The sequence below is a fragment of the Paenarthrobacter sp. NPDC089307 genome (assembly GCF_040685055.1).
Lineage (GTDB): Bacteria > Actinomycetota > Actinomycetes > Actinomycetales > Micrococcaceae > Arthrobacter.
Map to the genome: position 1 here is coordinate 616340 of NZ_JBFBHE010000002.1, position 24225 is coordinate 640564.

Annotated in this window: 21 protein-coding genes; 4 read left to right on the plus strand and 17 right to left on the minus strand. The window is 63.4% G+C overall.

All coding sequences use genetic code 11. The features are described 5' to 3' along the window. Positions 1-13: 13 nt before the first annotated feature. On the plus strand, positions 14-907 hold the full coding sequence (gene iolB / locus AB0N72_RS06705; RefSeq protein ID WP_363930185.1) for a 5-deoxy-glucuronate isomerase: 894 nt from the start codon (positions 14-16) through the stop codon (positions 905-907). A gap of 68 nt (positions 908-975) precedes the next feature. Here iolB and AB0N72_RS06710 read toward each other — a convergent pair whose 3' ends face one another. The 13 genes from AB0N72_RS06710 to AB0N72_RS06770 form a co-directional block, all read right to left on the minus strand. Next, complete coding sequence (locus AB0N72_RS06710) at positions 976-1845, minus strand: sugar phosphate isomerase/epimerase (RefSeq protein WP_363930186.1); 870 nt, start codon at positions 1843-1845, stop codon at positions 976-978. 10 nt (positions 1846-1855) lie between these two features. After that, positions 1856-2869, minus strand: coding sequence for a Gfo/Idh/MocA family oxidoreductase (locus tag AB0N72_RS06715; protein WP_363930187.1), 1014 nt, complete (start codon positions 2867-2869; stop codon positions 1856-1858). 48 nt (positions 2870-2917) lie between these two features. Beyond that, positions 2918-3835 (minus strand): sugar phosphate isomerase/epimerase, encoded by a 918-nt coding sequence (locus AB0N72_RS06720; protein ID WP_363930188.1) that lies wholly within the window; start codon positions 3833-3835, stop codon positions 2918-2920. Positions 3836-3920: 85 nt separating this feature from the next. After that, entirely contained in the window at positions 3921-5432 is a 1512-nt protein-coding gene (locus tag AB0N72_RS06725) for a CoA-acylating methylmalonate-semialdehyde dehydrogenase (protein ID WP_363930189.1), read from the minus strand. A gap of 74 nt (positions 5433-5506) precedes the next feature. Beyond that, positions 5507-7432, minus strand: coding sequence for a 3D-(3,5/4)-trihydroxycyclohexane-1,2-dione acylhydrolase (decyclizing) (gene iolD, locus AB0N72_RS06730; protein ID WP_363930347.1), 1926 nt, complete (start codon positions 7430-7432; stop codon positions 5507-5509). Positions 7433-7453: 21 nt separating this feature from the next. Continuing rightward, entirely contained in the window at positions 7454-8410 is a 957-nt protein-coding gene (locus AB0N72_RS06735; protein WP_363930190.1) for a deoxyribose-phosphate aldolase, read from the minus strand. Further along, positions 8407-9426: a 5-dehydro-2-deoxygluconokinase gene (iolC, locus tag AB0N72_RS06740; protein WP_363930192.1), complete on the minus strand. Its 1020-nt coding sequence runs from the start codon at positions 9424-9426 to the stop codon at positions 8407-8409. The genes AB0N72_RS06735 and iolC overlap by 4 nt, the downstream gene beginning before the upstream one ends. A 162-nt stretch (positions 9427-9588) precedes the next feature. After that, positions 9589-9993: a tautomerase family protein gene (locus AB0N72_RS06745; protein WP_363930193.1), complete on the minus strand. Its 405-nt coding sequence runs from the start codon at positions 9991-9993 to the stop codon at positions 9589-9591. Positions 9994-10208: 215 nt separating this feature from the next. Next, positions 10209-11111 (minus strand): succinate--CoA ligase subunit alpha, encoded by a 903-nt coding sequence (gene sucD / locus AB0N72_RS06750; RefSeq protein WP_363930194.1) that lies wholly within the window; start codon positions 11109-11111, stop codon positions 10209-10211. 12 nt (positions 11112-11123) lie between these two features. Continuing rightward, positions 11124-12293, minus strand: a complete 1170-nt coding sequence (sucC, locus tag AB0N72_RS06755; RefSeq protein ID WP_363930195.1) for an ADP-forming succinate--CoA ligase subunit beta — start codon at positions 12291-12293, stop codon at positions 11124-11126. A 265-nt stretch (positions 12294-12558) separates the two neighbouring features. Continuing rightward, complete coding sequence (locus AB0N72_RS06760; protein WP_363930196.1) at positions 12559-13248, minus strand: hypothetical protein; 690 nt, start codon at positions 13246-13248, stop codon at positions 12559-12561. Positions 13249-13271: 23 nt separating this feature from the next. Beyond that, positions 13272-15800, minus strand: coding sequence for a DNA helicase PcrA (pcrA, locus tag AB0N72_RS06765; protein WP_363930197.1), 2529 nt, complete (start codon positions 15798-15800; stop codon positions 13272-13274). Between the two features lie 73 nt (positions 15801-15873). After that, complete coding sequence (locus AB0N72_RS06770; RefSeq protein WP_363930198.1) at positions 15874-16527, minus strand: response regulator transcription factor; 654 nt, start codon at positions 16525-16527, stop codon at positions 15874-15876. Between the two features lie 88 nt (positions 16528-16615). Here AB0N72_RS06770 and AB0N72_RS06775 point away from each other — a divergent pair, with 88 nt between their 5' ends. The 3 genes from AB0N72_RS06775 to AB0N72_RS06785 are packed head-to-tail and all read left to right on the plus strand — an operon-like array spanning position 16616 to position 19628. Beyond that, positions 16616-17845, plus strand: coding sequence for an ATP-binding protein (locus AB0N72_RS06775; protein WP_363930199.1), 1230 nt, complete (start codon positions 16616-16618; stop codon positions 17843-17845). After that, positions 17842-18993, plus strand: a complete 1152-nt coding sequence (locus AB0N72_RS06780) for a hypothetical protein (RefSeq protein WP_363930200.1) — start codon at positions 17842-17844, stop codon at positions 18991-18993. The genes AB0N72_RS06775 and AB0N72_RS06780 overlap by 4 nt, the downstream gene beginning before the upstream one ends. Continuing rightward, the gene (locus AB0N72_RS06785; RefSeq protein WP_363930201.1) at positions 18987-19628 is read left to right on the plus strand and encodes a LuxR C-terminal-related transcriptional regulator; all 642 of its coding nucleotides are present in this window, start codon (positions 18987-18989) and stop codon (positions 19626-19628) included. The genes AB0N72_RS06780 and AB0N72_RS06785 overlap by 7 nt, the downstream gene beginning before the upstream one ends. On the opposite strand, the gene AB0N72_RS06790 is transcribed toward AB0N72_RS06785, so the two are convergent. The 4 genes from AB0N72_RS06790 to AB0N72_RS06805 all read right to left on the minus strand — a co-directional run bounded on the left by AB0N72_RS06790 (position 19602) and on the right by AB0N72_RS06805 (position 24183). Continuing rightward, complete coding sequence (locus AB0N72_RS06790) at positions 19602-21347, minus strand: hypothetical protein (RefSeq protein ID WP_363930202.1); 1746 nt, start codon at positions 21345-21347, stop codon at positions 19602-19604. The genes AB0N72_RS06785 and AB0N72_RS06790 overlap by 27 nt on opposite strands. Continuing rightward, positions 21340-22143, minus strand: coding sequence for a septum formation family protein (locus AB0N72_RS06795; protein ID WP_363930203.1), 804 nt, complete (start codon positions 22141-22143; stop codon positions 21340-21342). The genes AB0N72_RS06790 and AB0N72_RS06795 overlap by 8 nt, the downstream gene beginning before the upstream one ends. Before the next feature lie 79 nt (positions 22144-22222). Continuing rightward, a complete protein-coding gene (gene xrtS / locus AB0N72_RS06800) occupies positions 22223-22816 on the minus strand; it encodes an exosortase S (RefSeq protein WP_363930204.1) in 594 nt (197 codons plus the stop codon). 5 nt (positions 22817-22821) lie between these two features. Continuing rightward, complete coding sequence (locus tag AB0N72_RS06805; RefSeq protein ID WP_363930205.1) at positions 22822-24183, minus strand: glycosyltransferase; 1362 nt, start codon at positions 24181-24183, stop codon at positions 22822-22824. Positions 24184-24225: the final 42 nt, after the last annotated feature.

Here is a 24225-nt window from a genome sequence, read left to right on the forward strand (position 1 = left end):
AGGACAGAAACTTATGGCCAACTGGGTCTACCCGCTGGGAACAGCCAATGACGGCAAGTGGGACATCTCCCTCGGCACCTCCGATTCCAGCCTTGCCATCGATGGCTGGGCCCATACGGGCCTGAAGTCCGCCACGCTCGCCGCCGGTGCCGCCGTCGAACTTCCCGCCGCCGCGGAAGAGCGCATTGTGGTTCCGTTGAGCGGTTCGTTTACCGTAACGGTCGACGACGAACAGTACCGCCTCGCAGGCCGGCAGTCGGTTTTCCACGGACCAAGCGACGTCCTGTACACAGGGATCGATAAAGCGGTCACCATCAGCTCGGACGACGGCGGCCGGGTCGCCGTAGCGACCGCGCCGGCGAAAGCCGGGTACCCCACCAGGCTGATCACCGCTGGAGAAACACCCGTGGAGCTCCGTGGCGCGGGTAATTGTTCGCGCCAAGTCCACAACTTCGGCACACCGGCTGCGCTGGAAGCTGATCGCTTTATTGTTTGCGAGGTCATCACCCCTGCAGGCAACTGGTCCTCCTACCCTCCCCACAAGCACGATGAGGAGAGGGAAGGGGAAACCAGCCTCGAGGAGATCTACTACTTCGAAACGCGCATCGCCCCGGACTCCCCAGCCCCCACGGACTCAGACGCAATCGGCTACGCACGCGTGTACGCCTCCGACGATCGGCCCATCGACGTCTCCGTCGAGGTCCGCACCGGCGACGTCGTGCTGGTGCCCTACGGCTGGCACGGACCTGCGATGGCAGCCCCGGGCTACGACCTCTACTACCTCAACGTCATGGCTGGCCCCGGACGGGTCCGCGATTGGCTCATCAGCGACGACCCCCACCACGGCTGGATCCGCCAAACCTGGGAAGGTCAGGACGTGGACCCAAGACTCCCCTTCACGGCCTGAGTTTTTGTACAGATAAAGCCCCTAAGACGCGGTCTTAGGGGCTTTATCTGTACAAAAACTCCAGGGGTTTAGGCCTGGGCGATGTAGTCGTTCATCGTCTTGAGCTGGTAACGGGAGACGTCCTCGGCATTCTCGTCCTCTGCAAAGACGGAGGAAACCATCACGGTGTTCGCCTTGTCCAGGAAGCCGATCTCCTTCAGGCCGCCAAAGAACTCGTCCCAGTTGACGTCGCCGTCGCCGATCTTCAAGTGCTGATGGACGCGGACGGCATTGCCGGGTGGGTTGGTGATGTACCGCAGACCGTGGGAGGCATGGTGGTTCATGGTGTCCGAGACGTGGACCAGTCGGAGCTTGTCCCCCGCGGCACGCATGATCTCCAGCGGCTTGTTGCCCATGTGGAAAGTGTGCGAGGCCACGTACACCATGCCGATGTTCGGCGAATTCACGCCACGGATAACGCGCAAGGCGGCAAGGCCGTCCTCCACGAAGTCGTCCGGGTGCGGATCAATCAGCACGTCCATGTCTTCGCGTTCGATGATCGGCAGGAGTTCCTCCATGGAGCGGTAGAACGCCCGTTCCGATTCCTCGGCCTTCTCGGGACGGCCGCTGAATTCGGTGTTCATCGTCTGCACGCCAAGGTCCACGGCGATTTGGATAGCGCGTTTCCAGTATCGGACAGCGGCCTCGCGTGCGTCCTCGTCCGGACCGGACCAGCGTAGGACGGGCAGGACCGACGCGATTTCGACGCCGGCGTCCTTGCACGCTGCTTTCAGCTTGCCCACCAGTTCGTCGTCGGCCTTTGGATGGTTGTAGAAGGGAATGAGGTCCGCATGCGGGGTCATCTGCAGGTACTTGTAGCCCAGGTCGGCAGCAACGCGGGGAAACTCCAGCAGGCTGTGGCTGTGGTGGAAAGGCGTGGGATCAAGTGCGATTTTCATGCTCAATCCCTTACTTGTAGAGGTCCGGCTTCGTGTTCAGCTGGACCTTGACCTTCTCGCCGGACTTCTGCGCCTCCACCCCGGCCTCGCAGCAGGCTGCGGTGGCGTAGCCGTCCCAGGCGGTGGGGCCGCCAATTTCGCCACGAAGGGCGGCGTCCACCCAGGACTGGACCTCGACGTCGTACGCTGCACCAAAACGGTCCTCAAAGCCCGGGGTGACGGTGCCGCCCCACTTGCCCGCGGTCTGGATGTAGGGGCCGGAGTCGCCGCCGATGCTCACGATGCCGTCCTCAAAGGACGCCTGCGTTGCCACCTGGTAGCCGAACTTGGCGTTGACGTAGATCTCGACGTCGGCCAGCACACCGGACTCCGTCTCCAGCAGTACGTGCTGGGGGTCGTGCTGGCCGTTCGGTGCGTTGCGCGTTGGCTTGCCCAGGCGGACCTGCACGGAGGTGATTTCTTCGCCCGTGAAGTAGCGGATCGCGTCGAACTCGTGGACCACGGAGTCGTTGATCAGCATCTCGTTGGTGAAACCTTCAGGCGTGGTCGGGTTCCGGTGCTGGTGGTGCAGCATCAACAGCTCTCCCAACTCGCTGTTGCGGATCACCGATCCGAGCGCCGCATACTCGGCGTCGAAGCGGCGCATGAAGCCCACCTGGATGCGCTTGTGGCCCAGCGCTTGTTCGGCCTCCACAACCTTCCAGGCACTCCCGGCGTCCGGGGTCAGCGGCTTCTCGCACAGGATGGGAAAGTCCTTCTCCAACGCCTTGTAGAGGATTTCCTCGTGGAGGAACCCAGGAGTGGCGATGAGAACGGCATTGACGTCGCCATTGTTGAGTGCCTCATCGGCATTTGCGAGCGCCACTGCGCCGTCGATTCCCTGAATGGCGGCTTCCGCCCGGGCGAGGTCGACGTCGACGACGGCGGCTACTTCAGCGCCATGGATGCGGGTGCTGAGGCGCTTGATGTGGTCCGCACCCATGCGGCCTGCACCGATGACGGCAACGCGGAGAGTCTTGGTCACTGTTTCTATCCTTCGTGAGGTTCGTTCGGAGGTTGCTGCTGGCCGGAGTTACTGGACCCGCGTACGGGATCCGCAGGAAAGCAGGTAGTTGCGGGTGCGCTTGGCGATGGGCATCGGCACATCGAACGCCACCGGGTACATGTCCTGCTCCACGATGCCGAAGATGGGCCGGTTGAGGGCCTCCACCGCTTCAATGACGGCGCGCAGATCGGGCAGGCCGTTCGGCGGCTCGGTCATGACGCCGGCCAGGTTGGCAGCTGCCCACGTCATGTTCTTTTCGTTCACTTCTGCCAGGACCGCAGGATTGATCTGTTTCAGGTGAAGGTAGCCGATCCTGTCCGGGTAGTTCTTGATGAGCTCAAGGCTGGAAGCTCCGCAGTATTCGGCGTGACCCGTATCGAGGCACAGGTTCAAGTACTGCGGATCCGTGGCGGCCAGGAGCGTTTCAATGTCCTGCTGCGCGCCAACATGCGAGTCTGCGTGCGAGTGGAATTGCTGGTGCAGGCCGAAGTCCTCCAACAGCACTTTGCCCATGCGGTTGTGGCCGGCGAAGAGGTCTGCCCACTGCGCGTCGGTAAGTTCGCCGTTTTCCACCGCTTCCCCAGTGACGTCATCGCGCCACATCGCCGGGATGACCACGATGTGTTCCCCACCCATGGCCGCCGTCAATTCGGCAACCTTGCGGGCCGGCTCCCATGCCTCCTCATACTGGGCAGCACCGCGGTGGAAGGCCGTGAAGACCGTACCGGCAGTGACCTTGAGGTCGCGCTGCTTGAGTTCCTCCGCCAAGCGGGTCGGATCGTTGGGCAGGTAGCCATACGGACCCAGTTCAATCCACTTGTAGCCCGACTCGGCTACCTCATCCAGAAAGCGCTCCCACGGCGTTTGCTGGGGATCGTCGGCAAACCACACTCCCCAGGAATCGGGTGCGGTGCCGATGATCAGCTTGTTCTCGACTTCAGTCATGACAGCGTTGTCTTTCTCTATCAGGGCCCACACCGCCAGGGTTCCCTGGCCGAGCTTGCGAGGCGAGGGTGGCGGTGGGGATGGATCAGTTGGAGGGGAAGTTGTAGGAGGCGCCGGAGGCGTGGGTGGGCTCGGGCCAGCGTGAAGTGATGACCTTGCCGCGGGTGTAGAAGGAGACGCCTTCGGGGCCGTAAATGTGCTTGTCGCCGAAGAGGGAATTCTTCCAACCACCGAAGGAGTGGTAGGCCACCGGAACGGGCAGGGGCACGTTGATGCCCACCATGCCCACGGTGACGGAGCGCTGGAACTTCCGGGCGGCTGCACCGTTGGAGGTGAAGATCGCCGTGCCGTTGCCATAGGGGTTGGAGTTGATCAGCCTGATGCCTTCTTCGAGGTCCGCGACGCGGACCACCACAAGGACCGGCCCGAAGATTTCCTCGGTATAGGCGCTCATTTCGGTCTTGACGTGGTCGATCACGGTGGGCCCTACCCAGAAGCCGTCTTCGTGGCCGGGGACCACCAGGTCGCGTCCATCCACCACCATCGCGGCGCCTGCTGCTTCTGCTTCGGTGACGATCCTGACGATGCGTTCCTTGGAGGCCGGGGTGATGACCGGGCCCATTTCGGCGTCGGGTTCGGTGCCGTTGTTGACCTTCACGGCCAAGGCGCGTTCTTCGACCTTCTTCACGATCAGGTCCGCGGCGTCCCCTACTGCCACGGCGACGGAAATCGCCATGCAACGCTCCCCTGCCGAACCGAACGCCGCGGCGGCCAGGTGGTCGGCGGCGTTGTCGAGGTCGGCGTCGGGCATCACGATCGCGTGGTTCTTCGCCCCGCCCAGGGCCTGGACCCGCTTGCCGTGCTTGGTGGCGGTTTCGTGGACGTACTGCGCGATCGGGGTGGAGCCAACAAAACTGATGCCATCCACGTCCGGGTGGGTCAACAGGCCATCAACAGTTTCCTTGCCGCCATGCAGGACTTGGAACACGCCATCAGGCAGGCCGGCCTGCTTCCAGAGCTTGGCCAGGAGCATCGAAGCGGAGGGGTCACGCTCGGAAGGCTTGAGGATGAACGCGTTGCCGGTCGCGATGGCCATGGGCGCCATCCACAACGGCACCATCACGGGGAAGTTGAACGGGGTGATGCCGGCAACCACGCCCAGGGGTTCGCGGAAGGAGAAGACATCGATGCCGGTGGAGACCTGGTCCGAATAGTCACCCTTGAGCAGCTGCGGGATGCCACAAGCGAACTCAATGACTTCCAGGCCACGGCCGATCTCACCCTTCGCGTCGGAAAGGACCTTGCCGTGCTCGGCGGTGATCAACTCGGCGAGTTCGTCCACGTGCGCTGCGACGAGTTCACGGAACTTGAACAGCACGGCGGTGCGCTTGGCCAGGGAAATGTCACCCCAGGAATCTGCAGCTTTGCGGGCCGCGGCAACCGTGGCATGCAGGTCAGCCTCGTTGGCCAGGCGCAACTCCGCGGTGACCTGCCCCGTGGCCGGGTTGTACACCGGCTGGGTGCGGTCGCCCTCACCGGCAGACTCCGCGCCGTTGATGAAGTGCTGGATGGTGGTCAGTGTGGTCGTCGTCGACATGTGCGGACTTCCTTTGGTCTGTGGGTCTGTAAGTCTGTGGCTATGTAAGTCTGTGGCTCTGTGAGTCTGGGCAATCAGCCGAGCAGCTTGCGCTGGCGGCTCTTGTGGTCGGTATACGTCTTGTAGGCCTGCTGCGTGGATTCCAGCTCGGAGACTGCCGAGACGGGCACGTCCCACCAGGACTCCGAGGACGGTGCGTCCAGCAAGGGATCCGACTCGACATGGATCACGATCGGGCCTGTTTCCGGGGCCGCTTTGGCTTCCTTGATCGCTGCGCCCAGGGATTCGATGACGTTTTCGCCCGGTTCGATCCGGATGACCTTCGCCCCGAGCGATTCGGCGTTGGTGGCGAGGTCGATGGGCAGGTGCTCACCGGCATCGAAGCTGTGCTGTTCCTTGTCCAGGACGCGGTACTGCGTACCGAACCGCTGCGAACCGAGCGACTCTGACAGGGAACCGATGGAGGCGTAACCGTGGTTCTGGATCAGGACCACGATCAGTTTGATGCGTTCGGCGACGGCGGTGACCAGTTCGGTGTGCATCATCAGGTAGGAGCCGTCCCCCACCATGACCACGACATCCCTCGTGGGACCGCCGGCAGCGGCTTCCGCCAGGGCCGCGCGCTTCACGCCCAGCCCGCCCGGGATTTCGTAGCCCATGCAGGAGTACGCGTATTCAACGTGGTAGCCGAACGGGTCGCGGACGCGCCACATCTTGTGCAGGTCGCCCGGCAGCGAACCCGCGGCACAGATGACGACGTCGTGGTCATCCATGGCCTTGTTCGTGGCGCCGATGATCTCGTTCTGGGCAGGCAACGGCGTGAAACGGGTATCAAACGCCTCGTCCACGATCGCATTCCAGCGCTTCTTCTCAGCCGCGATCTTCTCTTCCAGGTCCGCACCCACACGGTAACCGCCGAGGGCTTGGTTCAGCTTCACCAGTGCCTTGCGGGCATCGGCGACGATCGGCAGGGTGGTGCCGTGCTTGTAGGCATCGATCGGTGCGACATTGATGTTCACGAACTTCACGTCCGGGTTCTGGAACGCCGTGCGCGAGGCCGTGGTGAAGTCTTCGTAGCGGGTGCCGATCCCGATGATCAGGTCCGCCTCGGCAGCAATGGCGTTCGCCGCCGTCGTGCCCGTGGAACCGATGGCGCCCAGGGAATACTTGTGGTCCCACGGCAGGACGCCGACGCCTGCCTGGGTGTTGCCCACAGGAATGCCGGTCAGCTCAGTGAACTTGGCCAGTTCCTCGTTGGCGTAGGCGTAGAGGACGCCGCCGCCCGCAATAACCAATGGCCGTTTGGCTGCACGGATGGCCTCCACGGCGCGGCGGATATCGTCATCTTCGGCCTCCGGACGCCGGATACGCCACTCACGCTCAGCCAGGAATTCTTCCGGGACATCGAACGCTTCGGCTTGGACGTCCTGGGGCAGCGAAATGGTCACAGCGCCGGTTTCAGCAGGGTCCGTCAGAACGCGCAGGCCGTGATGGAAAGCGGAGAACAACTGCTCCGGCCGGGAGACCCGGTCGAAGAACTTGGACAGAGGACGGAAGGCGTCGTTGACAGTGATGTCGTATGCGTACGGCAACTCCAACTGCTGCAGCACGGGATCAGCTGCACGGGTGGCAAAGGTGTCGCTGGGCAGGAGCAGGACAGGCAGCCTGTTGGTGGTGGCCAACGCTGCGCCGGTCAGCAGGTTCGAAGAACCCGGACCGATGGAACTGCTGATCGCGAACGTCTGGCGGCGCCGGGTGTGCCGGGCATAACCAACGGCCTGATGTACCTGGGCTTGCTCGTTGCGGCCCTGGTAGTAGGGCATGATGCTGGGGTCCGCAGCCTGGTATTGCTTCAATGCCTGCCCAACACCGGCCACATTGCCGTGCCCGAAAATACCGAACGTGCCGGGAATAAGGCGCTCACGGTACTCCGTGCCATTGATGGAATCCACGGTGTACTGCTTGGACAGGAATTCGACCACAGCCTGGGCCACGGTCATCCGACGGGAAGACATCTGTTCTTACTCCGATACTTTCACTGGAATGCGGTCTGACGAAGGGGCCGGGCCGGCGGCAGCGGGGGCAGTGCTGTTCAGCAGCGAGGCCGCCGTCGCGACGGCCCCGGCCACGTCGCCGTCGTGCGGGTACAGCAGAGTCCGCCCCACCGTCAGGCCACGAACGCCAGGGAGTGCAAGGGCTGCCTGCCAACTCGCGAAGACTTCGTCCTGAGTGCCGCTGGGATCGCCGCCAAGCAGCACAGTGGGTAGCGTTGTGGAGGCCATGACGCGCTCCATCTCGTCCACCACGGGGAGCTTCATCCAGGTGTAGGCGCTGGTGGAGCCAAGGCCCTCGGCGATGCCGACCGACTTGATCACGGCGTCCGCACGGAGGTCGTTGCGGACCTTGCCGTGGGAATCGCGCACCGACAGGAAGGGCTCCACCATGGCAATGAGCTTGCGCTCGGCCAGGGAATCGATGGCCTTCGCCGTTGCTTCCAGGGTGGCCACGGTATCCGGGTCGCCCAGGCAAATACGGGTGAGCATCTTGCCGCCGTCAGCGCCCAGGGCTTCCAGGGCCGCTGCTGTGTGGCCGGTGAAACGGTCATCGAACTCGTTCACCAGGCCGGCCAGTCCCCCGCGGTTCATGGAGCCGAAGATGAGTTTTCCCTCCAATGCGCCAAGGAGCAGGAGGTCGTCCATGATGTCCGGGGATGCGAGGATGCCGTCCACTGCAGGGTTGGCGAGGGCGATCTGGAGGCGGTCCAGCAGGTCCCGGCGGTCCGCCATGGCCATGGGCTCGGACCCGACCGCCAGTGCGCCGCGGGCCGGGTGGTCCGCGGCGACGATGAAATTCTGCGTCCCGTGCTTCAAACCAGGATGACGACGGCGGGTGGCAGCTGCGCGGGCAACGGCCTCCGGGTCCTCAAGCCTGATGCGGCTCAGGTGTTCGTAGCGGCGGGGATCATCGTTCAGGCTCAACGGACGGCTCCTTCAGCAAGGGTGCCTGCCGCGACGGATGCACCGGGGATGGGACGGCCGCGTTCGGCGAGCAGCGAGGTGACCTCATCCGGCGTCGGCATCGCATCCGCACAGGAAAGCCGGGAGGCGACGATCGCACCGGAAGCGTTCGCGTAATCGAGGACTTCGGACAACGGCCAGCCGGAGAGCAGGCCGTGGCAGAACGCGCCACCGAAAGAGTCCCCGGCGCCCAGGCCGTTGACGGTTTCCACCGGCACTGGGGCGGACACCACGCGCTCGGTGCCGGTCTTGGCCATCACACCTTCCGCGCCAAGCTTCACCACTGCGATTTCGACGCCGGCAGCGAGCAAGCGGTCCGCCTGCTCATCGGGGGTTCCCTCGCCCACTGCCACGGCGCATTCCTTGTCATTGCCGATCGCGACCGTGACCTGCGGGAGGATCTTGGCAACCTCGGCGCGGGCTTCTTCTTCGGAAGCCCAGAACATGGGCCGGTAATCGAGGTCCAGGACAGTGAACTGGCCCTCCTGCAGGCCGGTCCGGGGACGGGCCTGGTGCGCCGCAATGTGTGCGCTGCGGCTGGGTTCCTGGCACAGGCCGGTCACCGTGGACCAGAAGATCCGGGCCTCCCGAATGGCATCCAGGTCCAGCTCATCGGCTTTGATCTGCAGGTCCGGCGCCGTGGGAAAGCGGCCGTAGAAGTACAGCGGGAACTCGTCGGTTGCGGGCTTGATCGCGCAAAAGGTGACGGCCGTGGGGTACTGGGCTACCGGCGAAACGAAGGAGTCGTCCACGTTGAACTTGTGCAGTTCACGGTGCAAGTACTTGCCGAACGCGTCATCGCCGGTGCGGGTGATGACACCGGCGCGGCGGCCGTGGCGTGCGGCAGCAACAGCCACGTTGGAGGGCGAACCTCCAAGGTATTTGCCGAAGGACGTCACGTCCTCCAGGTCCACTCCGATGTCGTTCGGGTAGATATCAACGCTGATGCGCCCGATCGTGAGTAGTTCGTGGGTCACGGTAATCGTTGACCTTTCTCTTGTGAACTCTGAACCTTTGAGCGCTGGGCCCCAATGCCTTGCCACCCCTCAGTGAGCGGGGCCACATGACTACTTTGCACCAGATTTCATGTCCTGTCAAAGGTTTGTACTGACATATTTACAACATGACACGAGCCTCATTTACTTGCGCGGAACGGCCAGTTCTCCGGTGACATACTGACTGCGCCCGAAGCCGAACGACCAGTCACCCGCCGCGTTTTCCACGTACCCAATGAAGACGTCCTCCCCCGCAACGCCGACGCCGACCAAGCCGGCAGCGATGGCTTCGAAGAGGCAGCTCTTGGCCATCTGGCTACGCCCGCCTTGCGTGAAGATCTGAATCATGACCACAGCTGGGCTGCGCTCAAAACCCAAGCCGGCATCCTGGGCAACAATCTGGCCGCGCGGATGCTCAGTGAGGATGTGGAAGTAGTCCCGCTCAGGGATTTCATACTCGGAGACGATGGCATCGTGGATGGCCCGGCTGATGGCGGACAGCTCTTCGGGCGAGCGGCCCTGGTTGACATCGATTCGAACAAGCGGCATCGCAATCCTCCTGAAATAGTTTGTCCTAACATACTAACAAACTATGTGAGGTACTGATACAGGTCTACAGGTGCTTAAAGCACGACGGCGGCCCCGCCGCCTTCCGTTGGAAAGGTGCGGGGCCGCCGTCGTGCTTTAAAGAGCAACGCGGGGTCACTTTGAGCCCATTCCACAGTCAGGAATGGGCCGTAAGTGACCCCGCGTTGCTTTGGGTACTAGAGCGTTGCGAAAACTTCGCGCAGCAGCTTGGCGGTCTCGGACGGCGTCTTGCCGACCTTCACGCCTGCAGCTTCGAGGGCTTCCTTCTTGGCCTGAGCGGTACCAGCGGAACCGGAGACGATGGCGCCAGCGTGGCCCATGGTCTTGCCTTCAGGAGCGGTGAAGCCGGCCACGTAGCCAACAACCGGCTTGGTGACGTTGGCCTTGATGAAGTCAGCTGCACGCTCTTCAGCGTCGCCACCGATTTCACCGATCATGACGATTGCCTTGGTCTCGGGGTCAGCCTCGAACGCAGCCAAGGCGTCGATGTGCGTGGTGCCGATGATGGGGTCGCCACCGATGCCGATCGCGGTGGAGAAACCGAGGTCGCGGAGTTCGTACATCATCTGGTAGGTCAAGGTACCGGACTTGGACACGAGGCCGATGGGGCCCTTGCCCGAGATGTTTGCCGGGGTGATGCCAACCAGGGCTTCGCCCGGGGTGATGATGCCGGGGCAGTTCGGTCCGATGATGCGCGTGATCTGCTTGCCGTCAGCGTCCACCTTGGACTGGGCGAGTGCCCAGAATTCGGCGGAGTCCTGAACCGGAACGCCTTCGGTGATGACCACGACGAGGCCGATGCCGGCTTCGATGGCTTCAACCACGGCGTCCTTGGTGAATGCCGGCGGAACGAAGACGATGGAGACGTCTGCGCCGGTTTCAGCGATGGCTTCCTTGACGGTGCCGAAGACGTTGATTTCCTTGTCGCCGTGCAGGACCGTGGTGCCGGCCTTGCGGGCGTTGACGCCACCAACAATGTTGGTGCCGGCCTTGAGCATCAGTGCGGTGTGCTTGGTGCCCTCGCCGCCGGTGATGCCCTGAACGATGACCTTGGAGTCTTTGTTGAGGTAGATAGACATTGTCGCGTCCCTTTACTTAGCTGCGTTGGCGAGCTCGGCGGCCTTGTCGGCGCCCTCGTCCATGGTGGCGGCCAGGGTTACCAGCGGGTGGTTGGCCTCGGTCAGAATGCGGCGGCCTTCCTCAACGTTGTTGCCGTCGAGGCGAACAACCAGCGGCTTGTTCGCCGAGGAACCGAGCTCGGCAAGTGCACCAACGATGCCCTTCGCCACAGCGTCACAAGCGGTGATGCCACCGAAGACGTTCACGAACACGCTCTTGACCTGGGAGTCGCCCAGGATGACGTCCAAACCGTTGGCCATGACCTCGGCGGAAGCTCCACCACCGATGTCCAGGAAGTTGGCGGGCTTGACGTTGCCGTGGTTTTCGCCAGCGTAGGCAACGACGTCGAGGGTGGACATCACAAGACCGGCGCCGTTGCCGATGATGCCTACTTCGCCGTCCAGCTTGACGTAGTTGAGGTCCTGCGCCTTTGCCTTGGCCTCGAGCGGGTCAGCTGCGTCCTTGTCCTCCAGCGTTGCGTGGTGCACGTGGCGGAAGTCAGCGTTCTCGTCCAGGGAAACCTTGCCATCAAGGGCAACGATGTCGCCGGCACCAGTGCGGACCAGCGGGTTGACCTCAACCAGGGTTGCGTCTTCCTTCTTGAAGACGTCCCAGAGCTTCAGAATGACGTCGGCGACCTTGCCGCGCAGTTCTTCCGCAAAGCCGGCAGCTTCGACGATCTCGTCGGCCTTGGCCTGGTCGATGCCTACAGCGGGGTCGATGGCGATCTTGGCCAGGGCCTCGGGACGCTCGACGGCAAGCTGCTCGATTTCCATGCCGCCTTCAACCGAGCACATGGCCAGGTAGTTGCGGTTGGCACGGTCCAGGAGGACCGAGAAGTAGAATTCCTCGGCGATGTCAGCGCCCTGGGCGATCATCACCTTGTTAACGGTGTGGCCCTTGATGTCCATGCCCAGGATATTGGTGGAGTGCTCAAGTGCCTCGTCGGCAGTCTTGGCAACCTTGACGCCGCCAGCCTTGCCGCGGCCACCAACCTTAACCTGTGCCTTGACGACTGTTACGCCGCCGATCTTCTCGGCAGCTGCCTTCGCTTCTTCAGGAGTGTGCGCCACGATGCCGGCGAGCACGGGTACACCGTGCGCCTCGAACATATCGCGCGCCTGATATTCAAACAGGTCCACGGTTTAGTGTCCTTCTACGTCGAAGTAGTTTTCTGTTCAGCCGGGAACCGCGATGACCGCGATAGCCAGCTGCGGAGAGTACGCGGTAAACAACCGGGATTCATGCCGGTCACATTGCGTAAGGTCCTCTCGGAACTTTAGCCCTTTAGGGAGTCCCGCCAGCTACACACTACCTGTTAAGTGAGTAACCTTACACTTCTATCGCATGTAGAAAAACCGCATAATCACGCGGTTTTTGGGTTCATCAACGTCCCCACCGTGGCGGTCAGAAGCCATCTTTCAGGCTGCCATGGACCGTCTTGCCGCCGTCGGAAACCAGCTGGTAACCCTCGCGGCTGACGAAGAACGCCACGCCACCTGAGACGTTTCCGCAGGCGACGCCACCGTTGTAGGCCGAACACCGCAGGCCATTGCGCTCGATGTTCTGCCCGTCGGCCAGCTCGCGAAGCTTGGAGATCGGGCCGTTGCGGCTGCCCTTGGGCCCGAACTCGGACTCCATTTGTGTTACGCCGGAACGACACGAGCCATACACGGCCTTGTCCGGGCTCAGCAGGGCCGTACCGCCCAGGTATCCCAACCCGGTGCCGGCGCAATTGTCCGCGATGTCCTCGAGTTCGGGCTTGGCATAGGCGGCAAGCTCGCAGTGGACCACGGGCACCACCGCGAACTTGTTGTTGGCGGCGTCCGAGTAGCTGTTGGCCTCGTAAGGCAGGTTGAGGTGGCCGCCCCTCGAGGACGTCATGGCGCACACGATGCTCCGGTTCGCCGCGACGAACGCGGTCACGTCCTCGCCGGCAGCCAGTGTGGTCTGTTCAGCAAGGGGAACCTGCTGCAGCTGCTCCAACGGCGGCAGCGGCGCAGGCGGAACATAGTCCGGGTCCTTGGTGGCGAAGGAGCAACCCGACACCATGACAAGGAGCAAAGCGGCCAGGATCCCCCACACTGTGCGTCGCATGCCACCAATTATGCCGTGCGGCGTCATGCATCAAGTTTGGTCAGCGGCGCGTAACGCAAGAGCAGGCGCTTCTCGCCGACGTCGAACTTCACCTTGGCCACTGTCTTGTCGCCGGCGCCTTCGACGCCCAGAACCACGCCATTGCCGAAACTCGTATGGTTGACTTTGTCCCCCACCACCACGGAAATGACTTCCTTTTGCGGCTGCACCCTGTTGCGTGCGACGGCGGCAGGGACGTCGGCGTCGAAACCTGCAGTCGGGCTGGCGGCGGCACCGCGGGACGTACCCGCGCCCCAGAACGAACCACCGTACCGGTTGGACCCAATGGGAGCAGATCCCCACCCCGCCGATTGGCGGCTCATGCCTTCGCGCTTCCACTCCACCAATTCGGAGGGAATCTCTTCCAGGAACTGGCTTGCAGGGTTGTACTGGCTCTGGCCCCACATGCTCCGGACCTCCGAGCGCGTAACGTAGAGCCGCTTGCGCGCACGGGTGAGTCCCACATAGGCCAGCCGGCGCTCTTCTGCCAGTTCCTTGGGGTCCGTAGCCGAACGCTGGTGCGGGAAGATGCCGTGCTCCATGCCGGTGAGGAACACCACCGGGAACTCGAGGCCCTTTGCGGTGTGCAGCGTCATGAGCGTGACAACACCCATGCGTTTGGCTTCTGCCACTGCGGCGTCGATGTCCGCGCCGGGAGCATCCGGAATCTGGTCGGCGTCGGCCACCAAGGAAACCTGTTCCAGGAACTCGCCCAACGATCCTTCCGGGTTGTCCCGTTCGTACTCACGGACCACGGCTACCAGTTCGGCGAGGTTCTCCACCCGCGATTCATCCTGTGGATCCGAGCTCGCCCGCAGCCCGGCAAGGTAGCCGGTCTGTTCCAGGACGGCTTCAAGAGCTGCGGCGGCACCCGAGCCGGAGGCGACTTCGGCGAGGTCGTCCAACAGCTTCACGAAGCCCAGGACGGCGTTGACAGAGCGGGTTGCCATGCCCGGAGCCTGGTCCGCCCGGCGTGCAGCGGCCATAAAGGATGTGCGTTCGCGCTCGGCAAGGGCTGCAACTGCACCCTCCGCGCGATCCCCGATCCCACGCTTGGGTTCGTTGAGTACGCGGCGGAGGTTGACGTCGTCATCCGGGTTGACCAGCACGCGCAGGTACGCCAAAGCGTCCTTGATTTCCTTGCGCTCGTAGAAGCGGGTGCCACCCACCACTTTGTACGGCAATCCGACGCGGACCAGCACATCTTCAATGGAACGGGACTGTGCGTTGGTCCGGTAGAAGATGGCGACGTCTCCGGGACGAAGGCCTTCCTCGTCCTGCAGGCGGTCGATTTCCTTGGCGATGAACTGGGCTTCGTCGTGCTCATTCTCGCCGACATAGCCTATGATCTTTTCGCCGTCGCCCTCGGCAGTCCACAACCGCTTCTCCTGGCGGTTCGGGTTGCGGGAGATGACCGAGTTGGCTGCGCTGAGGATGTTTTGCGTGGAGCGGTAGTTTTGCTCCAGCTTGATGGTGCGGGCGTTTGGATAGTCGGCCTCGAACTCCACGATGTTCCGGATGTCCGCGCCGCGGAAGGCGTAGATGGATTGGTCGGAGTCGCCTACCACCGTCAGTTCGCTTGGCTGGACGTCCGTATCGGTTCCGAGCCCCACGATTTCCCTGACCAGCGCGTACTGGGCGTGGTTGGTGTCCTGGTACTCGTCCACCAGGACGTGCCGGAAGCGCCGCCGATAGGACTCTGCGAGCGCCGGGAAAGCCCGGAACATGTAGACGGTTTCTGCGATGAGGTCGTCGAAGTCCATGGCATTGGCTTGGCGCAGGCGTTGCGTGTAGCCCTTGAAGACCTCAGCCACGGCCTGCTCAAAGGGATCGTTGTAGTTCGCCGAAGACGAGTAGGAGTCGGCGTCGATGAGCTCGTTCTTAAGGGCGGAGATCTTGTGCTGGATCGCTTTCGGCGCGAACTTCTTGGGGTCCAGGTCCAGGTTCTTGGCCACCAGCGTAATCAGCCGCAGGGAGTCCGCGGAATCGTAGATGGAGAAGTTCGAGTTCAGGCCCACGTTGGCGGCCTCGCGCCGCAGGATGCGAACGCAGCTTGAGTGGAATGTCGAGATCCACATGCCCTTGGCCCGCGCACCCACCAGTGCTTCGATGCGTTCGCGCATCTCCGCTGCCGCCTTGTTGGTGAAGGTGATGGCCAGGATCTCGCCGTGGTGAGCACGCTTGGTGGCGATCAGGTAGGCGATCCTGTTACTGAGCACGCGGGTCTTGCCGGAACCGGCGCCGGCAACGATGAGCAGCGGGCTTCCAGCGTGCTTGACCGCCTCTTCCTGCTGCGGGTTCAGCCCCTGCAGCAGGGCCTCCGCGGAAGGAAGGCCTGCAGAGCCCGGGCTGCCCCAGCCGCCCGAGGCAGGGGTGTCGGCCCCTCCGCCCTCCTGGAAGCGGGCTCCCGAGGGACCACCGCCTGAACGTGAAAGCTCAGGGGCAGCCTTGACTGCGGCTTTGGTGCCTGCTTTGAAGGGTCCGTCTGCGTAGGGGTCAAACAACATATCCATGGTGCCTACCAGTCTAGGCGGTGCCCCTGACACTATAAGCCTGCGTATCCACAGCGCGGGTCAGCCCCGGAAGCTACTGCCGTGGGTCCTCCAACAGCCATCCGCTGGCGGTAAGCCGTTCCCGAAGTCCAAGCCTGCTCAGCGGCTCGGGGCCGTCCTGGAACTTACGACGGACCGACGCCAGATGCTTCTTGACGCCGTCTACCGAGATGCCCAGCACTTCCGCGGTCTCAGCCATGGTCCCGGCCGCTCCCCCAAGGTACACGGACACCACCTGGTGCTCCCTGGCGGACAGTTGCGGTTCGCCCAGACCGGCGTCCATGGCTGCGGCGACTTCGGCCGTGATGTGCTGCAGGCCCTGCGCTGCCCGCCGGAGCGCGGTCTCCACCTCGCTCGCGGAGGCAGTCTTGGGGATGTATGCCATGGCACCGGCGGCCATGGCCTGGCGCATGACGGCAGGATCAAGGACCGAGCTGCACACCACGACCTGTGGGCCGGAAGAGACAATTGCCTGGATTTTGGCCCGCAGCGGCACTTGATCGCCCAGGAGGACGTCCAGGATGACGACGTCGGACAACGCACCCAGGTGGGCGGCGGTTTCAGCCCAGGAGGCGAACCTGCCTACAACCTTGATGCCCGTGGTGTTGTCCTGAAGCCATTGGGAGAGTCCCTCAAGCAGTACCGCGTGGTCTTCCACGATGTCCACTTCAATAGTTGGTTGGGACACCGGGTATCGCACTTTTATCGGTCCTCCCCACATATGATGCTGCCTAGGTGGTCATCATATTCCGATGACAGGTTTTGGGGAGACATTCATGGGGGCATGGATAACGCGGCTGGCGGCCCGCTGGCGGGCGTTGGAACGCTCGGACCTGCTGGCCCGCGGCGGGACAGTGATCAGCTTCGTTTTCGTGGCTGCCTCGTGGCTCTATCTGTTTCCGATCATGGGCGGACCCCTGTGGCACCGGGTCCTTGCCTGGGTGATCGTGATGGCACTGGTTGTTTGCCTCGCAGTGATGCTGGTGACCGATGTCTGGCCTCTCCGGCTGGGGTTCGTGATGGGGTTGATCACGCTGTCCGAACTACTGGCAGGTGTCAGTTACCGCCAGGACTCGGATTCGCTTCTCCTGGCGCACAGCCTGTTGATCGGCGCCAGTTCCACGGTTGCATTGTCCTTGCGCTGTTCATGGCAGTCCGGCGTCTATACCGCGTTGCTGGGGGTCATGGTTTTTGGACACACCATTGCGACATCAATCCAGCATCGCCTCGGTCCCACCACCTTCGCGATTCTTGTGGGATTCTGGCTCATCATGCTCGCCATCCGTCATACAGCGCCCAGGTCTTTGGACGTTTTTATGCGCGACCAGGCCGTCAAGGCAGAATCCCTGGCCGCCCAGAAGGTTGCGCGGGAACGAACCACCGCTGCGGAACAGGACGCCCGCCATCTGCACGACACCGTCCTCCGGGCACTGACCCTGCTGGCCCGGGGCGGCGCCGGCGTGGATCCGGACGACCTCCGGGGCGTCTTCGGCGCGGCAGCGTACGACGGCGGCGGGTCCGGTATCCGCCAGGACGGCAACGGCGTTGTGGTGGCCGTGGAAGACGACCGGACCACGCGTATGCGCGCCGGCGGTGGCGTCGCCGTCGTCGAACCGTCCACTGGATCTGACGTGGTCTCCCCGCTGAGGGAGCGGGCGCGGGAGCACAGCAGGAACGGGTTCAGCATCGATGTCTTCGGTGAGGCGGGGACGTTGCCGCCGGACCTCCTGGGGGCAGTGGCCGATGCGGCGGAAGAATGCATGGTGAACGCTGCCCGGCATGCCGGGAGTGACCACGTGGATGTGCTGGTCTCGCGTACGGGTTCGGTGGTTTCGGTGCTCATCAGTGATGCCGGCCGCGGCTTTGATCCCGGGTCCCTGCCGACAGGGAGCTTCGGAGTGAGGCACTCCGTGGTGGAGCGGATGGCACAGGTTGGCGGAAAGGCCCGGCTGTTGTCGGCGCCGGGACGGGGCACCACCGTTGTCCTTGAGGTAGCGGCTGCATGAGCAGGGCTCTCCAACACGCCACCGGAGTTGCCAACGGACCCCTGTTCCTTTCCCGGGGAGTTCTCGTCACGGCCAGCCTCTCGCTCTGGATACTTTCCTTCATTACCCAGATGGGATCCTTGGACGGCAGTGCCCTTGACCGGCCACGGCTTGCTGCAGTCTCCTTCGACCTCCTGGGGTTTTCCGTGGCGTGCCTTGCATCGACGCCCAGGACTCCCCGGCAGCACCTTCCTTACCTGCGGATTGTCTGGCTTGGCACGTCCATTGCCTCGGGAATGATGACGGCCGAAGTCGTCACCTTGGCCTCGGGCTACCTTGCGCTGGCCTTCAACGTGATGCTGGCGACGGCGCTGGTTTTCCTTGTATGCGCGCGCTGGGACCTGATGGGTTTCATGCTCCTGGCCGCTGCGAACTCCGTCCTGAGCAGCGCCTACTATGCGGCCACTCCCCGCTTCGGATCAGGGGAGGGATTGCTGATCTTCTTCATCACCCTGATCCCCGGGCTTCTGGGGGCTTTGGTTGTTGTGGGTGTCCGGAGCCGCATGGAGGAACAGATCGCCCGGCACGCCTCCCAGGCCGTGGCCTCCTTGACCCGGGAGGCCGATGCCCGTGCTTCAGCCCATGCCGAGGAGTTGTCGGCCACGCGCCGGCAGATTCAGGAGCTTTTTGACCGGGCTGCGCAGAGCGATGGACCCGCACCCCGCCTGGCTGAAGAAGCCCAAGGCCTGGCTTCGCGTTTGCGCGAACAGTTAATGGTGGCCCACAGCAGCAACTGGTTGACCGAGTCCCTGGTGCTGGCGGGCCTTGATTCCAAGGTTACTGTTGCCGCTCAGCCGGACCTTCTCCAACGGATTCCGCAGGCGCAACGCCCCGCAATCCTGTCAGTCACCATGATGCTGCTGAAGCCCGTCGCGGACACTACGGGGCGTGCCGGCCACGCTCCTGAAGCAGCTGCGAGGCTGCACGTCTATGTGGAACCACATGTGGAGGATCAGTTGCTGATTACGTGGAGGGTGGGCAACCTCAATCCCAACCGCTGTACGCCTGCATTGTGGAGCGAGATCGAATCGCTGGGTGTGCCCCGAGTGCACACCGATCCCGCTGGGGCCAGCGTGATGGTTCATGTCAAGGCACCGAAGCTATGGTGACGCGGCTGATGGTGGTGGACCAGCACCAACTCATGATCGACACCCTGGATGCGTGGCTGCGCCGTAACGCCCCGGATCTGGTGGTCGCTGCAGGCTTGACGAGCCTTCCTGCCCAACTCCACCAGGAGGCGTTGGCGGGACTCTCCGTCACGGTGGCCCTGCTGGGCACCCTGGATGACCGCGCACAGCTGGTCCCTGCGGTTCAGCAGCTGGTCCAGGCCGGGCTCCGGGTGGTTGTTCTTGCCACCGCCCTGGACCGTTGGGATGCGCGCGCGGTCCGCTCTGCAGGTGCCCTTGGCTATGTACCCAAGGCCGCGGGCCCACAACACACCGAGCTCGCCCTCCGCGCCGCGGCATCCGGACAGGAGTACATGCATCCTGACGTCGCACCCGGCCCGGAAACCGGCACACCGGCGCGCATCACGCTCTCACCCCGGGAACAGATGCTCGCCGAGCTGTACCTCGGCAGTGACGCCATGTCCATCCGTGGGGTGGCCGACGCCATGGGTATCAGCGAACAAACCGTCAAAGCGCACCTGCACCGGATCCGCCAGCGCTACGCAACGGCCGGCATCAAGCTCGGCAATGTCATCAGCCTGCGCAAGCAGTTAACCACTGATGGCTGGCTCAGCTGATCCCTGTCGCGCCCTGGCCCGCCGGCCCCTGGTCTTTCGCGCCACTGCCTTCCCCGGGTCCGAGGCCAGGAGGCTGATCAAGGCCACCAGCAACGGCCCGCACAACGCCGCCATGAAGCCGGCGATGATCATGTGCTTGTAAACCTCGGCCTGTCCACCATTGAGCATGACGGCCCAGAACTGCAGCCAACAGCCCAACACCATGATGACGGCCAGCCGCCCCACGGCGCTCCGCTTGCGGAAAGCCACGGCAAGGCCCAGCAGCAGGGTCACCAGTTGGATACCTACAAAGGCCACCGGAGCAGCCTTCACGGCGCTGAACAGGCCCAGAACCACAGGAAAACGCCGTTCCTTTTCATGAGCGCCGTGCCCGGAGCCTTCGAGGTACGAGCCAACATAGCCCAGTTCCGGTGTCAGCATGGCGGTGACTCCGCGTTCGCCCATGGTGATGAGCCGCTCCGGATGGGTGGCGTAAAAACCAGCGATCGTGCCAAGGCTGATTTTCTCCTGGAACTGGGGATACAGGGGGTTGTAAACAGCCGAGCGCGTGGAGGCCACTGTGGTGTCCATGGCGTTGATGAAACTCGGATCCAGCCCCAACCATTCAAGGTCCGCCTCCGGCGTCGGGCTGTACGGAAGCAGCTCCACGAACACTGCGTTGTACAGGTTCACCTCGGAGAAGCGCTTGGGTTGGGCGTTGATGAACGCCACCGAAAACGCAGCGATGAGCAGCACCGCCGTCGCGGGCAGCAACGACGCACGCAAACGGTGGCCTCTCCTGCCTGAAGCAGCCGCCGGGGTGCCGCCGGATGGGGGTTCGACGGCGGATGGGGGTTCGACGGCGGATGCCTCGCCGTCCGTTGTGCCTTGGCGCCATGGCTGCCACAGGAGCGCCAGGGCAATAACGGGCAGCCACGAAACGGTTTGTGTCTTTGCGGCGATGGTAAAGACAGTGGCGAGGACAACCAGCAGCAATGCCAGCCACCGCGGGCCCCGCCCATTCCAGTAGTGCAGCAGGGCTACAGACACAGCCAGGATCCCCAGGAAGGCCGCAGGCTCGCTGTAGGGAGAAATGAAGAAGTCGGCAAAAATACCGTCTGCCATCACTCCGGTGACCAGGGCGGCAATCAGGATGCGGAACCATGGACGTCCCGGCAGAACATTGATCAGCGCCGCGATCAACAAACCGAACACCACGCAGCACACGATGCCGACGGCGCGGGTATCCAGTCCTGGCCCCCAGCCCATCAAGGGCGTCAGCAGTTTCCCCAACCACAGCAAAAGCAACTGGGAAGAGTAGTTCGGTTCCCCGGTTCCGTTGGCGCCGCAGCCCTCTCCGTAGAACTGGTGCGGGATCCAGGCAGGGTGGACGTACTTGGTGAACTCCGCATAATCCCAAGGCCGCTGGTTCATGACGCCAAGGGAGCACACCAGCCCATGCCCGTCTCCTTGGTCCGCCATGCCCACGGGTTCCGGTAACAGCAAGCGGACCACCATGAGGGCCGCTGAGACCAGCCCTGCGACCAGGGCCACGCCCGGGACGGGTCCCAGCGTCAACGCGCCGGGGCCGAAGGTCCTGGAAAGGTATCGTGCCAGGCTTCCAACCGGCCTGGCCTTGGTTCCTTTGCGGCCCCGCACCGGTGCCGGGGTGAACGTTTCCTGCGATTTCCCAGCCCGCTCACGGAGCTGCGTGGCGTTCCCGGATCCCTGCTCAGCCATTGTTTGCCACTCCCCCGGTTCCGGCGGGGCGTCCAACAGGTGTGCGCACGGGAGCCAGGCTTCCGATCACAGATCCAGCAGTTTCGCCCGGCGCTGCTTGTTGCGCGGGTGCCACTGCGCATCTGACGGTCCGGGCGGTGCCCACCGTACGGATGATGGGGCGGACCGCAACTCCTGCCGGCAGTTTTTCGGTATCAAGATATTCAAGTGCGTAGGGAAGGCAGCGCGCTTCCCGCTGTGCGGGCGTTGCGAGTGTCGCATCCTGCGAAATCCACGCGCTGATGTCTTCAGCGGTATGGGGTTCCGAGCACGGAACATCAGTTCCGTCGTCGGAAAGAACGCCGTCTTTGAGTTCCTGCCGGTAGCAGAGCCGCACGGCGGCGGAGTTGGGTCCTGCCAAGGCTCCCTTGAGGTCCAGGCCGGTCTCTTGTGGTGTGCCGTGCTGGTCCGTGACCGCTACGTCACAACGAACAGCCCTGCTGCCTGCAGCCCAGGCGTCCCGGTCAGGGAAGTAGCTGGTGACCGCCAGGCCCGTGGTCGCGTCCCTGGCTGATGCGTCAAGGTATGTCCGCAAGGCCTCGCTGGTGCACAGCCTTTTGCCAACGGCTTTGAGCTGCTGCTGGTTGGGGCGTGTTTCCTGGCTGGCGAGGGGCCCGGGAACCGTGGCGACCTGGAACGTTTGCGTGGTGTGGGGTTCGGCGCACGGAACAGGTGGGCTGGGTTCGCTGCTGGCATCGTATTCTTCCGGCGACACCACGACATGGCACAGGCCCGCCTCCGGATTCGCGGTGTCCACACCAGGTTCACCTTGATCGCAGGCGGCCAGGGCTGCCGTCAATAACACCGCAGCCATGACAGCTGCCGTTCTGAAGATACTAGGAGGACGCACGCCGACCCTTGCTGCGGGACCCTGCCCGGTCTTTGCGGACGACGGCGGCCCGCACCAGCACGATGATGGCGGCAACGAAGCCGAAAATCACCACGAAGGAACCAAGGAAGTGGTGCATGACGTCAAAGCCCTGCTGTCCCCAGCTTTGTTGGGCCGCGGCGATCATGAAGTAGCGGGTCGCGTTGCTGACGCAAACGATCAGCAAGGCGATGATGGCGGCCGGCATGAGCCGCGAGACCGGGATGCGCCCCATCAGGAACAAGATCCCCGCCAGGCCGGCAATCGGCGTCAAAAGAACCGCGCTGGAACACAGGCCTGTGACTTGGAGGGCAAACGGCTGTCCCCCGCCCACGTTGTGGAAGATGATGTCGTCCACGCTGTAGGACGCCCCGCCGAGGACGCCGTCGAAAATTGCTGACATCAGCCAGGCTTCAGCGGCCCTGATGTGCTCCTGCTGCAGCATCGCCCCGGCAGCGGCGGCGATGAAGAGCAGCCCGAGGAGGCCCCCGCCGCGGGACTTCCGCACCGGGATTGCGCGCGGGCCTGAGGGGACGCTGATGTTGCCGGCTTGGACGCTCATGGCCACTACGCTTCCTTCGCTAGGAGTTTGACGTCTGCTTCCTGGTTGCGGCGGGTCTTGGCCCACCCCTGCCGGCCTGTAATGAGGCGGTAGGTTGCCCTCAGCACCGTGACGTAGTTCTGGTACATGTAGAGCCAGTAGCCGAAGCCCCAGAGGACGCCCAGCATGAAGTTCTTCTCCGGCGTGACCTGTTTCCGGTACACCAGGCCCCACAAAGCGAACGGCAGCACGCCTGTTGCAAAGATCAAGGGAATGATGAACCATGCGGCACTGATCCAGGCACCGAAGCTGCCCATGGTCAGTGAGCCCTGCGCCACCATGGTGATGAAAAGCGTTGGCCACAGGACCAAGCCGAGGATCTGGATAAACGGCTGGACCAGGAAGTAGCTGGATTCGATTGCGCCGACGTTGCTGAAATAGGGCGATTCGAAAATCCGCTTCAGGTAGACGCTGCACTGCATGCCGCCATGGCACCAACGTGTGCGCTGGGTCAGGAGGCGGCGGAGGTCCGGGAGGGCTTCCTGGGCCACGTGGGTGTCATGCATGTAGACGGTCTTGTAACCGCCAAGCATGATGTGGATGGCCAGTTCATAATCTTCAAGGAGCGCCCCATGCCATGGTTGGCCGGACGTTTTGGCGATGACATCCAGGGCAGACAACCGCGTGAACTGGCCGTTTCCGCCCAGGCCGACCGTCAGCGTGTGGCGCCGAAGGGATTGCATGGCAGCGATCGTGGTGCGGAATTCCATGTCCTGCATGAGGACCAGGTACCGGCCAAAGGACTTCCGGAAGCGCTGGATGCCGGTGCCCCCTTCCAGGGCCGGGTCCTGCAGGTTGGACATCCAGACGGCGGTTTGGGCGGCGCCCACTTCCGGGTCGCCGAACGCGAGGGGACCAGCCGCCTGACGGAACGCATTATCGGCCAGGTGGCCATCGGCGTCGACCACCAGGACGATCACTGAAGAACGGTCGACGTCGGCCGGGAGCCAGGCGTCCAGGGTGCGGTAGGCGGCATTGAGGGCGTCTCCCTTGCCGGTGCGCGCCAGAGGGCGCCGCCGTCGTACCAGATGGATCATGGAGTCGCGTGTCGAGGCGGCGTCGACGATGTCCGCAGTGGCGTCGTCGCTGTCGTCATCGACAACCCAGACGTGCGCCTGCGGGAACTGCCTGCGCAAAAGTCCCAGTGTCTCGCCGATCACCACTTCTTCATCCCTGCACGGAATGAACACGTGCCATGAGAATGAGTCGGGATCGCCTTCGGGATCGGGTTTGCGCCGGAGGAAGGGAACCAGAATCACCAGGATGTACGACAGAAAAACCACCAGCAGCACAAAAGCCAGCGCCTGTGCGGATTCGAGTACCGACATTTACTTCCGATGCTTGGGCGAGGCCGGAAAGGCCCGGGAAAA

Coding starts and splice junctions, on each gene's coding strand:
- iolB (WP_363930185.1), top strand. CDS start 14: ATGGCCAACTGGGTCTACCCGCTGGGAACAGCCAATGACGGCAAGTGG.
- AB0N72_RS06710 (WP_363930186.1), bottom strand. CDS start 1,845: ATGAAAATCGCACTTGATCCCACGCCTTTCCACCACAGCCACAGCCTG.
- iolD (WP_363930347.1), bottom strand. CDS start 7,432: ATGACCGTGGCCCAGGCTGTGGTCGAATTCCTGTCCAAGCAGTACACC.
- AB0N72_RS06725 (WP_363930189.1), bottom strand. CDS start 5,432: ATGTCGACGACGACCACACTGACCACCATCCAGCACTTCATCAACGGC.
- AB0N72_RS06805 (WP_363930205.1), bottom strand. CDS start 24,183: ATGTCGGTACTCGAATCCGCACAGGCGCTGGCTTTTGTGCTGCTGGTG.
- AB0N72_RS06775 (WP_363930199.1), top strand. CDS start 16,616: ATGGGGGCATGGATAACGCGGCTGGCGGCCCGCTGGCGGGCGTTGGAA.
- pcrA (WP_363930197.1), bottom strand. CDS start 15,800: ATGGATATGTTGTTTGACCCCTACGCAGACGGACCCTTCAAAGCAGGC.
- AB0N72_RS06760 (WP_363930196.1), bottom strand. CDS start 13,248: ATGCGACGCACAGTGTGGGGGATCCTGGCCGCTTTGCTCCTTGTCATG.
- AB0N72_RS06785 (WP_363930201.1), top strand. CDS start 18,987: ATGGTGACGCGGCTGATGGTGGTGGACCAGCACCAACTCATGATCGAC.
- AB0N72_RS06790 (WP_363930202.1), bottom strand. CDS start 21,347: ATGGCTGAGCAGGGATCCGGGAACGCCACGCAGCTCCGTGAGCGGGCT.
- AB0N72_RS06745 (WP_363930193.1), bottom strand. CDS start 9,993: ATGCCGCTTGTTCGAATCGATGTCAACCAGGGCCGCTCGCCCGAAGAG.
- AB0N72_RS06780 (WP_363930200.1), top strand. CDS start 17,842: ATGAGCAGGGCTCTCCAACACGCCACCGGAGTTGCCAACGGACCCCTG.
- sucD (WP_363930194.1), bottom strand. CDS start 11,111: ATGTCTATCTACCTCAACAAAGACTCCAAGGTCATCGTTCAGGGCATC.
- AB0N72_RS06720 (WP_363930188.1), bottom strand. CDS start 3,835: ATGACTGAAGTCGAGAACAAGCTGATCATCGGCACCGCACCCGATTCC.
- xrtS (WP_363930204.1), bottom strand. CDS start 22,816: ATGAGCGTCCAAGCCGGCAACATCAGCGTCCCCTCAGGCCCGCGCGCA.